This is a genomic window from Aquimarina spinulae, assembly GCF_943373825.1.
Lineage (GTDB): Bacteria > Bacteroidota > Bacteroidia > Flavobacteriales > Flavobacteriaceae > Aquimarina > Aquimarina spinulae.
This window is the reverse complement of the sequence record NZ_CALSBP010000002.1, coordinates 1,188,106-1,200,695: the sequence shown is the minus strand read 5'-3', so window position 1 is coordinate 1,200,695 and position 12,590 is coordinate 1,188,106. Positions and strand designations below refer to the sequence as shown.

At 31.9% G+C, this 12,590-nt stretch carries 11 protein-coding genes and 1 tRNA gene; 10 read left to right on the top strand and 2 right to left on the bottom strand.

Features of this window, described 5'->3' with window-relative positions:
• Nucleotides 1–575: 575 nt before the first annotated feature.
• Nucleotides 576–2,279 (top strand): helix-turn-helix domain-containing protein, encoded by a 1,704-nt coding sequence (locus NNH57_RS10945; protein WP_108807670.1) that lies wholly within the window; start codon nt 576–578, stop codon nt 2,277–2,279.
• Nucleotides 2,280–2,409: 130 nt separating this feature from the next.
• Complete coding sequence (locus NNH57_RS10940) at nt 2,410–2,610, top strand: hypothetical protein (protein ID WP_132066301.1); 201 nt, start codon at nt 2,410–2,412, stop codon at nt 2,608–2,610.
• A 94-nt stretch (nt 2,611–2,704) separates the two neighbouring features.
• Here NNH57_RS10940 and NNH57_RS10935 read toward each other — a convergent pair whose 3' ends face one another.
• Complete coding sequence (locus tag NNH57_RS10935) at nt 2,705–3,847, bottom strand: acyl-CoA dehydrogenase (RefSeq protein ID WP_108807672.1); 1,143 nt, start codon at nt 3,845–3,847, stop codon at nt 2,705–2,707.
• A gap of 471 nt (nt 3,848–4,318) precedes the next feature.
• On the opposite strand from NNH57_RS10935, the gene NNH57_RS10930 reads away from it, so the two are divergent.
• From NNH57_RS10930 to NNH57_RS10900, 7 genes are all read left to right on the top strand, one after another.
• Nucleotides 4,319–5,545, top strand: coding sequence for a Glu/Leu/Phe/Val dehydrogenase dimerization domain-containing protein (locus tag NNH57_RS10930; protein WP_074409088.1), 1,227 nt, complete (start codon nt 4,319–4,321; stop codon nt 5,543–5,545).
• 27 nt (nt 5,546–5,572) lie between these two features.
• Nucleotides 5,573–7,042: a sodium/proton antiporter NhaB gene (gene nhaB, locus NNH57_RS10925; RefSeq protein WP_108807673.1), complete on the top strand. Its 1,470-nt coding sequence runs from the start codon at nt 5,573–5,575 to the stop codon at nt 7,040–7,042.
• Nucleotides 7,043–7,124: 82 nt separating this feature from the next.
• Complete coding sequence (locus NNH57_RS10920) at nt 7,125–7,811, top strand: MotA/TolQ/ExbB proton channel family protein (protein ID WP_074409086.1); 687 nt, start codon at nt 7,125–7,127, stop codon at nt 7,809–7,811.
• Nucleotide 7,812: 1 nt separating this feature from the next.
• The gene (locus NNH57_RS10915) at nt 7,813–8,205 is read left to right on the top strand and encodes an ExbD/TolR family protein (protein WP_074409085.1); all 393 of its coding nucleotides are present in this window, start codon (nt 7,813–7,815) and stop codon (nt 8,203–8,205) included.
• 2 nt (nt 8,206–8,207) lie between these two features.
• Nucleotides 8,208–9,101 carry a cell envelope integrity protein TolA gene (locus NNH57_RS10910; protein ID WP_074409084.1) on the top strand — a complete coding sequence of 298 codons (894 nt, stop codon included), beginning with the start codon at nt 8,208–8,210 and terminating at the stop codon, nt 9,099–9,101.
• An 8-nt stretch (nt 9,102–9,109) separates the two neighbouring features.
• A complete protein-coding gene (locus tag NNH57_RS10905; protein ID WP_074409083.1) occupies nt 9,110–10,327 on the top strand; it encodes a bifunctional folylpolyglutamate synthase/dihydrofolate synthase in 1,218 nt (405 codons plus the stop codon).
• A 69-nt stretch (nt 10,328–10,396) separates the two neighbouring features.
• Nucleotides 10,397–10,474, top strand: a tRNA-Val gene (locus NNH57_RS10900).
• A 145-nt stretch (nt 10,475–10,619) separates the two neighbouring features.
• On the opposite strand, the gene NNH57_RS10895 is transcribed toward NNH57_RS10900, so the two are convergent.
• On the bottom strand, nt 10,620–11,192 hold the full coding sequence (locus NNH57_RS10895) for an RNA polymerase sigma factor (RefSeq protein WP_159099198.1): 573 nt from the start codon (nt 11,190–11,192) through the stop codon (nt 10,620–10,622).
• A gap of 150 nt (nt 11,193–11,342) precedes the next feature.
• Here NNH57_RS10895 and NNH57_RS10890 point away from each other — a divergent pair, with 150 nt between their 5' ends.
• Nucleotides 11,343–12,464, top strand: coding sequence for a FecR family protein (locus tag NNH57_RS10890; RefSeq protein ID WP_074409082.1), 1,122 nt, complete (start codon nt 11,343–11,345; stop codon nt 12,462–12,464).
• Nucleotides 12,465–12,590 lie beyond the last annotated feature (126 nt).

Below are 12,590 nucleotides of genomic sequence, written 5' to 3'. Positions count from 1 at the left end.
CGGAATTTATAAGTTAATATAATTATTTTGCTTATTGAAAGTTAAATAATGTTAACACCTATGCCTTGATTAATTAATATATGTGATAAACCCTTAAGAATCAATAACTACTAGTTGGTTGAGATTAGAACTGGGTGCAGAACCTTCATAACAAGTTTCTGATCTATGATCACATATACGTGCCCCACCGACTATTTTTTTTGTTGATCTTTACTTAACGTTTTTCTGAAATCTAAAATCGATTTTTTCATAATATATATTAATAATTTGATACCACAATATGTTTAGTGTCGTCTATGGTTTTACGACTATATATTCACTTTTTATCTGTCTTATGATGATGATATATATCTAAAGAGTAAATTTGTGGGATAAAATTATATGGAAAAGACAAGTTTTTCAAGGTGCTCTGGTTAGGATTTATAAATTTTACCTTATCGATTTATAAATTTTAACCTACGTTTTTATACTTAGGTTCTTTTTTTGTAATTGCCAGGATAACTACTTTTTTGAAGTTTTTTATTCTTTGTAAGTTTGTTTATTAAACATACATACCCTTTTTAATCTACTTATATATGAAATGGATCGGTTTATTGATAATATTAACATTTTATATCCCTTCATTACACGCAACATGCCAATTACAAACCGAACAGAAAATTGTTGATGCAGATTCATTAAAGAGTAAAACATTAAGAGAATTAACAATTGAGTTTTGGAAAGGGAAAGACCTCGATTCTGTTTATAAACGAAAACTTGCAGATACTTATATTTCTAAAGCGAAAAAACAGATTAATAATGAGAGGATAGCAGATGGATATCAAATGTTTCTTTCTATCTACAAAAAACAGCCTGAAATATCATTGCAGTATGCAGATTCTATAATTGAAATAACAAAAAAGTTACGAAATAATCATTATCCTTCTACAGGATATATGATAAAAGGAAATATATTAAGTACAATAGAACAGCACGATAAAGCATTAGAAGCATATTTAGTTGCTAAAGAATATGCAGAAAGGAATAACAATAAACGACAGTTAATTGGTTTAAAACATAACATTGCATTGTTAAAAACCATCCTGGGAAAAGAGAAAGAAGCACTACTGGTATATAAAGAAAATTATAGTTACTTACTAAAACAAGATAGTGTTATGAAGCGTAGTCAGATTTATATAGCTACGTTGTATAAATTGTCTGATAGTTATAATCGACTTAAGCACTATGATTCGGCATACTTTTATCTTAAAAAAGGAATAACAGCTAGTCTGTCTGGTACTTATAGGCATCATTACCCAAATCTTTTATTTGCTTACGGAATCAATAGTTATTATAGGGAAGAATACCAATCGGCTATTGATAGTTTGGATAAAGCATTGATTTTATCAGAAGAAGATGTCAATGATGTAAATGTAAGAAAAGGATATCTGTATTTGGGGAAAACCTATTTGCAACTAAAAGAAGAGCGAAAAGCATTGAAATATTTAAAGAAAGTAGATGAAATTACTAATGAGTCAAACTATAGATTAGAAATAAGAGAAGCGTTTACATTATTGCTTGATCACTATAAAAAGAATAAAGATCAAAAGAATCAGTTAGAAATAATGAAAAAACTGTTACGGTATGAAAACGCCTCTAGTATAAAATATAGCCAATTAAATCATTCTATTGTAAAAAAGTACGATATACCACAGTTGATAAAAGATAAAGATCACTTGATAAGTGAAATTAGAAATAACAATAAAGTTTTAACTTATAAGTCAATAGCGTTTAGTGTCTTTTTGATCATAATTGTAAGTTCTTTATATATCTATTTTTCGAAGAAAAGAAAAAATAATTATAAAATTCAATTAAATAGGGAATTAGAGAAGGTTAAAGTTTTAGAGAATAAAGAGAGGAAGATTGTGAAGTCAAGTAAGGCTTTTTCAACTAAATTGAAAAAAGAAATACTTGAGAAGTTGAACGATTTTGAAGATAATAAAGGATATTTAAAAAACGATCTTACTTTAAATAAAGTTTCGAAAAACTTAAAAACAAATTCTACTTATTTGTCTAAGGTGATTAACATGGAGAAGAAAAAGAATTTTGCAAATTATATTAATGATTTAAGAATTGAATATTGCATACAACAGATAGAACAAAATAAAAATTTTAAACGCTACTCGATCAGGTCAATGGCAAAAGAAGTTGGTTTTAATAATTTACAATCTTTTGTCACAGCTTTTTCTAAACGAAAAGGATGTAATCCTGCAGAGTTTATGAAAAGATACGCTAATTAGTTTGGGATGCTTGTATTTGTAGTGAAATAAGGTAAAGATTTATGAATTTTGACCTGCAAATGATTTTTAATAGATGTTACAAGATTGTTTCTTTATTACTTTTGATGTATTCATTAATACAAAAGAAACCATGAAAAGAAAGAACAAGATTAAAATCAATCTTCAAAAAATTAAAATAACAAAATTAGATAACCCAATGAAATATGATGTGAGAGGTGGTGGTTTTCAAGATACTAATGATTCCATAATTAAGCTTTGTAATAGTGCTGGTTGCGATTCTAATCCTCCTTGTAATTTTGAGGTGACAAAAACTAATTGGATTAGAAAATAGTAATGATATAACTAATCTAATCTAAAATAAATAACACAAAAGCCCAGTTCGTAATTTTACAAACTGGGCTTTTTTATTAGAGAGTTTTAACTAATTAATCTCTAAGAATACTTCTTGATATTACAATCTTCTGTATTTCACTGGTACCTTCATAAATTTGAGTGATTTTTGCATCTCTCATTAATCGTTCTACGTGATATTCTTTAACAAAACCATTACCACCATGAATTTGTACTGCTTCTATACTAACATCCATTGCGGCTTGAGACGCAGCTAGTTTTGCCATAGCACCAGATAAGTCATAGTTTTCATGGTTATCTTTGTCCATTGCAGCTTTATAAACTAACATACGGGCAGCTTCAATCTGTACATGCATGTCGGCAAGCTTAAAAGCAATTGCCTGGTGATTCATAATTTCTGTGCCAAAAGCTTTACGAACCTTAGCATATTCTTTTGCTAGTTCATACGCCCCCGAAGCGATTCCTAATGCTTGTGCAGCAATTCCTATACGGCCTCCAGCCAATGTTTTCATAGCAAACTTAAACCCAAAACCATCTTCGCCAATTCGATTTTCTTTAGGAACTTTTACATCATTAAATATAAGAGAATGTGTGTCACTTCCTCGTATTCCTAATTTATCTTCTTTTGGGCCAACTTCAAATCCTTCCCATCCTTTTTCAACAATAAAAGCATTGATACCTTTATGTCTTTTTTCTCTATCTGTTTGAGCAATAACCAAATAATAATCAGCAGAATTACCATTAGTAATCCAGTTTTTTGTTCCGTTTAGTACATAGTGATCCCCTTTGTCAATAGCCGTTGTTTTTTGAGAAGTAGCATCACTACCAGCTTCTGGTTCAGATAAACAAAAAGCACCTATTGATTCTCCTGTAGCAAGTTTAGTTAAATATTTTTCTTTTTGCTCAGCATTTCCAAAAGTGTCAAGGCCCCAACATACCAAAGAATTGTTTACAGATACAATTACAGAACAAGAAGCATCTACTTTGGATAATTCTTCCATTGCCAAAACATAAGAAATAGTGTCCATTCCACCACCACCATACTCTGGGGAAGCCATCATTCCTAAAAATCCAAGTTCTCCCATTCTTCTTACTTGTTCTTTAGGGAATTCTTGTTTGTTATCACGTTCGATTACACCTGGTAATAGTTCTGTTTTAGCAAAATCACGAGCTGCGTCGCGTATCATTAACTGCTCTTCGGATAATTTGAAGTCCATAATTTTCTTTATAATTTACTGTGCGTGCATAACACGAAATTTTCACTTTCAATGAAAATAAATCGAGATAATCACGATTTTGTTATTAATTCTACAAATATAGGCTATAATATGATAGTTTTACTGTTTTTTTGATTTTTTGAGATAATCATTTTTCAAGATAAAGTGTAGAAGATTTTTATAAGGGATATAAAAATACTGTAGATTATTTTTTTTAAAGTAAAAAAACTACTACATAATTACCATAATTTTATTTTTATTTAAGCTTTTGCCATGTTTAGTTTTTTATATTTGTGAAGTCGAATTTTGACAATAGTTCGATTTATTGTAATATCTGGTAATATGACTCAACTCTAACCTCCGTAATGGAGGATTATTTTTAATTAAAAAGATAGGATAAAATAAGTATGTTGTTTTTTGAAATGTTTTTTAAAAACACAATTGGTTATTCAATAAATTGAAATTTTAAGAATGAAAGAGTTATTAAGTAAATACGAAAATAAAACACCCGAAATAGTTTTTAATTGGAAAGATGCTGAAACTGAAGCAGAAGGATGGACAGTTATAAATTCATTGAGAGGTGGTGCTGCAGGCGGAGGAACCAGAATGCGTAAAGGATTAGATATGAATGAGGTCCTTTCTTTAGCAAAAACAATGGAAGTCAAATTTACAGTATCTGGCCCGGCAATAGGAGGAGCAAAGTCGGGTATTAATTTTGATCCTGATGATCCCCGCAAAAAAGGAGTTCTTAAACGCTGGTATAAAGCTGTATCTCCTTTGTTAAAAAGTTATTACGGTACAGGAGGAGATCTTAATGTAGATGAGATCCATGAGGTTATACCTATAACCGAAGAATGTGGAGTTTGGCACCCGCAAGAAGGAGTATTTAATGGTCATTTTCAACCTACCGAAGCTGATAAAATAAATAGAATAGGGCAACTGCGCCAGGGTGTTATTAAAGTACTAGAGAATACTATGTTTTCTCCCGATGTTACCAAAAAATATACTGTGGCAGATATGATTACAGGATATGGAGTAGCAGAGGCTGTACGGCACTATTATACTATTTATGGGGGTGAAGTAAAAGGGAAAAAAGCAGTAGTGCAAGGTTTTGGTAATGTAGGATCTGCAGCAGCATACTATCTTTCTGAGATGGGAGCAAAGATTGTGGGGATAATTGATCATGCCGGAGGACTTATAAACGAAGATGGCTTTTCGTTTGAAGAAATAAAAGAATTGTATTTAAATAAGAGAGGAAATAAGTTGTATAGCGAACAACGCATTCCTTTTGATGAAATGAATGAAAGAATATGGTCTTTACAAACCGAAATCTTTGCTCCTTGTGCAGCATCCAGATTGATTACTAAAGACCAAATTACCAAAATGATTGATTCTGGTTTAGAAGTTATTTCATGTGGAGCCAATGTACCTTTTGCAGATAGCGAAATATTTTTTGGTCCAATAATGGAATATACCGATGAACGAGTAAGCCTAATTCCCGATTTTATTTCTAACTGTGGAATGGCAAGAGTTTTTGCTTATTTTATGGAGCGAAAAGTACAGATGACTGATGAAGCTATTTTTAAAGACACTTCAGAAACCATAAAGAAAGCGATTCAGGATACATATAACGAAAAACAAACAGAAACCAATATCAGTAAAACAGCGTTTGAGATAGCTCTCAGACAGCTGATATAATATTAATTGTATTAACCGAGTAAAACTATGTTCAAGTATTTTTTAGGGAGCAGTCCGAAATGGTTTAAAACCGTAATGATCGGATTTTTGATTTTTAATGTATTTTCTTATTTTCTTTTAGGGCCAACTGTAACCGCATGGTTGTTTATTGGGGAGTTTATTTTCACCCTTGCCATGGCGCTTAAATGCTATCCGTTACAATCGGGAGGATTATTAGCGATAGAAATCCTGGCATTAAATCTCACAACACCCAAAAAAGCATATCATGAAGTAGATCAGAACTTAGAGGTAGTTTTACTATTAGTTTTTATGGTTGCAGGGATTTATTTTATGAAGCCCTTGCTAATGTATATTTTTAGTAAAGTATTTACTAAAATAAAATCCAAGATGGTATTGTCGCTATTGTTTGTATTTCTGGCGGCAATACTTTCTGCATTTTTGGATGCTTTGACAGTAACAGCTGTTTTAATAAGTGTTACGGTAGGATTTTATGGAGTATATCACAAAATTCATTCTGGGTCAGGAGATTTTGATGAGAGTGGGGTTTTGGATAGAAAAGAATTAAGTGGAGAAACTTTAGAGCAGTTTAGAAGTTTCTTAAGAAGTTTGGTGATGCACGGGGTAGTAGGAACAGCATTGGGAGGTGTATGTACCTTGGTAGGAGAACCGCAAAACTTACTTATCGGAGAACGAATGGGATGGGATTTTATACAATTCTTTTTAAAAATGGCACCAATTACAATACCTGTTCTGGGGGCAGGGTTGCTTACAACAATAGTTTTAGAAAGTACAAAGTCATTCGGTTTTGGAGCAAAATTACCAGAAGTTGCCAGAAGGATTATAGAAAGCTATACAGAAGATGAAGATGCAAACAGATCTGATAAATCTAAATATGGATTAATCGTTCAAGCAGTATCTGCAGTACTTTTGATTATTGGTTTAGCATTGCATCTGGCACCAGTTGGTCTTATAGGCTTAGCATTAATTATTGTTCAGACTGCTTTTATGGGAATTACAGAAGAACATCAATTAGGAAAAGCTTTTGAAGAAGCACTTCCGTTTACAGGTTTGATTGTGGTTTTCTTTGTTATAGTAGCAATGATACATGACCAACATCTTTTTACACCAATTATTGATTGGGCATTATCCTTAGATCCGGGCCAACAACCTTCTATGTTTTATGTGGCTAATGGAGTTTTATCAATGATTAGTGATAACGTTTTTGTCGCAACAGTATATATAGGAGAAGTAGAACAAGCGTTTAATAATGGAGCAATATCACGAGAACAGTTCGAAAAATTAGCAATTGCAATTAATACAGGAACAAATTTACCTAGTGTTGCAACACCTAATGGTCAAGCTGCGTTTTTATTTTTACTAACCTCTTCCTTAGCACCGTTAATTGGATTGTCATATACTAAAATGGTAAAGATGGCTTTTCCATATACAATAGTGCTCGGAGGTATTGGTTTATTAGGAGTTATATATATATTATAAGAATAAAGAATATACTTAACCTACAGAAATAACGTTAGTATACTAACACTAAATTAACAAAATCAAAATGACGTATTTATCAATGCTTGGTGCTTTAGCCCAAAATACCCCAGAAATTGATCCGCAAGTAGAAGAGAATACATTGTCCATTATGGACCTTTTACTTAGTGGTGGAACAGGAGCAATCGTAATCATATCGATTCTTTTTGTATTACTATTTGTCGCTGTGTATATTTATTTTGAAAGAATTTTTGCAATTAAAGCAGCTTCAAAATATGATGAAAGTTTTATGGATAAGATTAGAGATAGCGTGGTGAGTGGTAAAATTGAAGCCGCAAAAATTTTATGTGCACAGACGAATAACCCTATAGCAAGATTGACCGAAAAAGGAATTTCGAGAATAGGGCATTCGTTAGAAGATATTAATAAAGCAATAGAAAATGCTGGTAGACTTGAAGTGTATAAACTAGAAAAAAATGTTAGTATTCTTGCTACAGTGGCAGGAGCTGCTCCTATGATTGGTTTTCTAGGAACGGTAATAGGTATGATTATTGCATTCCATAATCTGGCATCAAGTTCGGGAACAGCAGATATGGGTGTTTTAGCCGAAGGTATTTATACGGCAATGACAACAACTGTTGGTGGACTAGTAGTTGGGATTGTAGCCTATATAGGATATAATCATTTGGTGGTTCGTACAGATAAAGTGATCCACAGTATGGAAGCTAATGCTGTAGATTTCTTAGACTTGTTAAACGAACCTGCGTAATATGAATTTAAGAGGAAGAAATAAAGTTAGTCCAGAGTTTAGTATGTCTTCTATGACAGATATTGTATTTCTGTTATTAGTTTTCTTTTTACTAACATCTCCTGCGATTACTCCAGAAGCTTTGGATTTAATATTACCAAAAGCCAAAGGAAAGAGTTCTAATGTGCAAAATATATCGGTAAGTATTACTAATAAGTTACAATACTATATCGATGAAGAGCGTATAAGTCAAAGTAGTTTAGAATCTACATTATTATCACGATTACAAGGAAAAAATGAACCTACCATTATTCTAAGAGCAGAAGAAGGGGTTCCTATAGAAAAGGCAGTTGGTGTAATGGATATTGCCAATAGAAATAAATTTAAAGTAATATTAGCCGTTAGGCCCGAATAGAAATGATAAAGCTGGATACAAAACATAAAAAGAAATCCTTTGTGCTTACTATACTAGTGCATGTAGCGATTATCTTTTTATTGTTTTATCTGAGCTTAAATTACATGGAGCCCGAAGAAGAAGGTGGTATTGCTGTAAATTTTGGGACTACAGCAACTGGTTCGGGTAAAATCCAGCCTAATACCCCTATTAAATCCTCACCCAGGCAAACTACTCCAGAAACTACATCATCGATTCCAGAACCACAAGAAGAATCTCCTCAAATAAAAGATAAAGTGGTAACTCAAGAGCTCGAAGATGCACCAGTGATAGAAAAAAAACCAAAAAAGAAACCTAAAAAGAAGACAGAGAAGCCTAAAGAAAAACCGAAACCTTCGGATCAGAAGCCTTCAAAAAATACAACAAAAGAAAAGCCTGTTAAAAAGGTAGAAGAAAAAAAACCAGATCCAAAACCAGATAAGTCTACTTTGGATATTCTAAATAGTTTTTCTAACGGCCCAAAGAATGATGGTAAAGCAAAAGGGGGAGAAGGAGATGATAAATCACCAGGGGATAAAGGAAGCCCGGATGGAGATCCTAATGCCAGGTCATACTACGGAACTGGTAAAGGATTAGATGGAGATGGTAATTATCGATTAGGCGGTAGAAAAGCCCTTAATAAAGAAAAATTTGTTCAGGATTGTAATGAATCAGGTATTGTGGTGGTAAAAATAGAAGTTAACCAAAGCGGAAAAGTGATTAGAGCCACTCCTGGAGTTAAAGGAACGACCAATAGTGCTTCATGTTTAATGGGGCCAGCAAAAAGAGCAGCCTTGGCTACGCGGTTTAATAGCGATTCTAAAGCTCCGGCAAAGCAAGTAGGAACAATTATTTATCAGTTTAAACTTTCTGAATAATACAAAGAATGAACTATAGGGAGACCCTCGATTGGATGTTTACCCAATTACCAATGTATCAGCGCCAGGGTGCCAGTGCATACAAAGTAGATCTTCATAATACGATACAATTAGCAGCATATCTAGGAAATCCCGAAACCAAATTTAAAAGTATACACGTAGCAGGAACAAATGGTAAAGGCTCTACTAGTCATATGCTAGCTTCAATACTACAGGAAGCAGGTTATAAAGTAGGATTGTATACTTCGCCGCATCTCAAAGACTTTAGAGAACGCATTCGAATTAACGGAGTTACTATATCTGAAGAATATGTGATTGATTTTATTTCAAAACATCAACCTTATCTCGAATCGAATCAACTTTCTTTTTTTGAAATGACCGTAGGAATGGCATTTCAGTATTTTGCAGAATCAAAGGTAGATATAGCAGTGGTAGAAGTTGGACTAGGGGGAAGATTGGATTCTACTAATATTATTACTCCAGAAATTTCTGTAATTACTAATATAGGATTAGATCATACTCGTTTTTTGGGGAATACATTAGCTGCAGTAGCTTCAGAAAAAGCAGGAATCATTAAAGAAGGTGTGCCAGTTATTATAGGAAGGAATGTAGAAGAGACCTCAAAAGTTTTTGTAGAGGCCGCTAATGCATCCCAAAGTCCTTTGTATTTTGCCGAAGACCGTAATGGTACAATATATTCGTCTGATCTAAAAGGAAGTTATCAAAAAGAAAATATAAAGACTGTTTTACAAACTGTAGGTTTGATTAAGTTAAATGGGTGGAGTATAACTGAAAATGATATTAAGAAAGGACTTCAGAATGTTGTAAAAAACACTCATTTGTTGGGAAGATGGCAGATATTGCAAGAAAACCCTAAAGTGATATGTGATACCGCTCATAACGAAGATGGATTAAAAATGGTGATGAAGCAATTGATTGAAGAAGAATATGATCATCTTCATATAGTATTAGGTGTGGTCGACGATAAAGATTTAGATACTATTTTGCCGTTATTTCCTGTGCAGGCCCGATATTATTTTTCTCAACCTAATATTTTAAGAGGGCTTGATGAGAAAAAATTAAAAAAAGAAGCTTTAAAGTTTAACTTAATAGGAGAAGAGTATAGCTCGGTTGCAGAAGCGTATAAAGCTGCATTACAGCAGGCTACAGAGAAAGATGTTGTTTATGTGGGAGGAAGTACATTTGTTGTTGCAGAAATAATTTAATTTTTCTTTAAAATTCTTTTGGTAGACTATAAAACTGTCTTATATTTGCATCCGCAATCGCAAGATAGCGGGCGCGTAGCTCAGTTGGTTCAGAGCACTTGGTTTACACCCAAGGGGTCAGGGGTTCGAATCCCTTCGCGCCCACCAAAAAGGAATCTTCATTTTTATAATGTTGATTCCTTTTTTTATTTCTTATAAATTACCTATTACTATTTAGGATAACAATAGGTGAGAAATAGTAATAAGGAGTGATGAAAGAAAAGAATTTGCACTTCGTTAGAAGCACCTCTTTTTAGTCCAAATATTTTAAAGAACGTTTTTTTAACATTGAAATAAATAAAATGATTTTCTCATTTTTAAAACTATCTCTAATTTTTTGAAAAGCTATTCGCATTTGAGATTCAACGGTTTTTACAGATACATCTAATTTTTCAGCAATTTCTTTATACTTTACCCCGTCTCTTTTATTTAGCAATAAAATCTGTTTGCAGCGTGGAGGAAGCTCTTCAATAACTGCTAGAATCTTTTTTACCCTTAATTGCCGTTCTGTAGAATCATTGTATTCGATTTGATTTTTTAAAACACTTAGTTTTAATTCATCGATTACCTTGTTTCTTATTTGATCTTTACGGTATTGATCAATATACAATCTGTAGCAAACTGTGAAAAGGTAATTTTTTAAAGAAGACTCTTCAGATAAAATTTCTCGTTTATTCCATAAAATAATAAAAGAATTCTGAACAATATCCTTAGCTTTTTCTGTGTCGTATGTTAAAGTTGTTACGTAAGCTAATAAAGGCTTATACAATTCATTGAAAATTAATTTAAATGCATCTTCATCATTTTTCTTAATTTTTAAAACCAAACTACTGTCATTCATGCTAAATTCAACGTTATTCCTGAAATGTGAATTACAAATATGCAAAAAAAAAAGAATTTTCTTTTAAGGGTTTTTGACAAACCATACGTTTAATCAATAAAGAATAGTAGTTAGTGTTGAAAAAAAAGCAGAAACTTGAAAAAATTAATTGAAAAATATTTGACCAACACGATTAGCTCTTCAGAAATGATGGATTTATCTAATTGGTTAAGGAAAGATGAAAATAAAGAAATTTTTAAAGCATATATACTACAATATTATGATCTAAATTATGCCTTACAAGATGTAGATGTTGAAAACGAATATACGACATTGATGAAATCCATTAGGAAACAAAAAAATAGTTATAAAAGGTGGTATAAATGGGCTGCTATTTTTGTTGGCGTTGTTGGACTTAGTAGTTTATTTCTTTTAAATACTTCTAATGAGGTAGTTACCGAAGATAATGAGATTACTTTAAAATTAGAAAATGGAGATGTAAAAATTATTCGAGAGAATAACAATGAAAAAATAGTAAATAAAGAAGGAACAATAGTAGGTGTATATCAGGATGATAAGCTCGAATATAAAAATACTAAAGTAAATGATAAGGAGCTTGTATATAATGAGGTGTCAATTCCTTATGGTAAAAAACTACAACTTGTTTTATCCGATGGGAGCATGGTTCATTTAAATGCTGGAAGTTCATTAAAATATCCAGTAAAATTTTTAAAAGGTAAAGATCGAAAAGTATTTTTAAGCGGAGAAGCATATTTTGCAATAGCAAAAGATAAACAACATCCCTTTATTGTAAATACTCAAGATGTAAATGTTCAAGCTTTGGGAACTAAATTTAATGTTAATTCTTATAGAGAAGATAATGAAATGAATACTGTTTTGGTAGAAGGATCAGTTGGAGTTTATAAAGTGGATGAGAAATTTGATGCAAATACTTCTACTGTATTACAGCCAGGTTATAAATTTACTTTGAATAAATCTCAACAGAGTATTAATGTAAAAGAAGTTGATGTTAGTGAGTACACTGCTTGGACTAAAGGAGAGTTGTTGTTTAAAATGAAACCATTTTCTGAAATCATTAAAATATTAGAAAGAAATTATGATGTCGTTATTACAAACAATTATAGTTCACTAAATGAAAAACGTTTTTTAGCAAAATTTGATACAGAAACTATAGAACAAGTACTAATATCTTTTCAGAGTAGTGAAGAATTTTCTTTTACAATTGAAGAAAATAGAATAACAATAAATAAACGATAATTTTATTAACCATTAAACCATTAAACCAAAGTAATGCCTATGATATAAACTTTTAATATAAAATTATTAATTGAATAAAAACGTATTGCAAAAAAAATCGAGAAATAGTGACGTATTTCCCGATTA

Coding starts and splice junctions, on each gene's coding strand:
- NNH57_RS10945 (WP_108807670.1), top strand. CDS start 576: ATGAAATGGATCGGTTTATTGATAATATTAACATTTTATATCCCTTCA.
- NNH57_RS10940 (WP_132066301.1), top strand. CDS start 2,410: ATGAAAAGAAAGAACAAGATTAAAATCAATCTTCAAAAAATTAAAATA.
- NNH57_RS10935 (WP_108807672.1), bottom strand. CDS start 3,847: ATGGACTTCAAATTATCCGAAGAGCAGTTAATGATACGCGACGCAGCT.
- NNH57_RS10930 (WP_074409088.1), top strand. CDS start 4,319: ATGAAAGAGTTATTAAGTAAATACGAAAATAAAACACCCGAAATAGTT.
- nhaB (WP_108807673.1), top strand. CDS start 5,573: ATGTTCAAGTATTTTTTAGGGAGCAGTCCGAAATGGTTTAAAACCGTA.
- NNH57_RS10920 (WP_074409086.1), top strand. CDS start 7,125: ATGCTTGGTGCTTTAGCCCAAAATACCCCAGAAATTGATCCGCAAGTA.
- NNH57_RS10915 (WP_074409085.1), top strand. CDS start 7,813: ATGAATTTAAGAGGAAGAAATAAAGTTAGTCCAGAGTTTAGTATGTCT.
- NNH57_RS10910 (WP_074409084.1), top strand. CDS start 8,208: ATGATAAAGCTGGATACAAAACATAAAAAGAAATCCTTTGTGCTTACT.
- NNH57_RS10905 (WP_074409083.1), top strand. CDS start 9,110: ATGAACTATAGGGAGACCCTCGATTGGATGTTTACCCAATTACCAATG.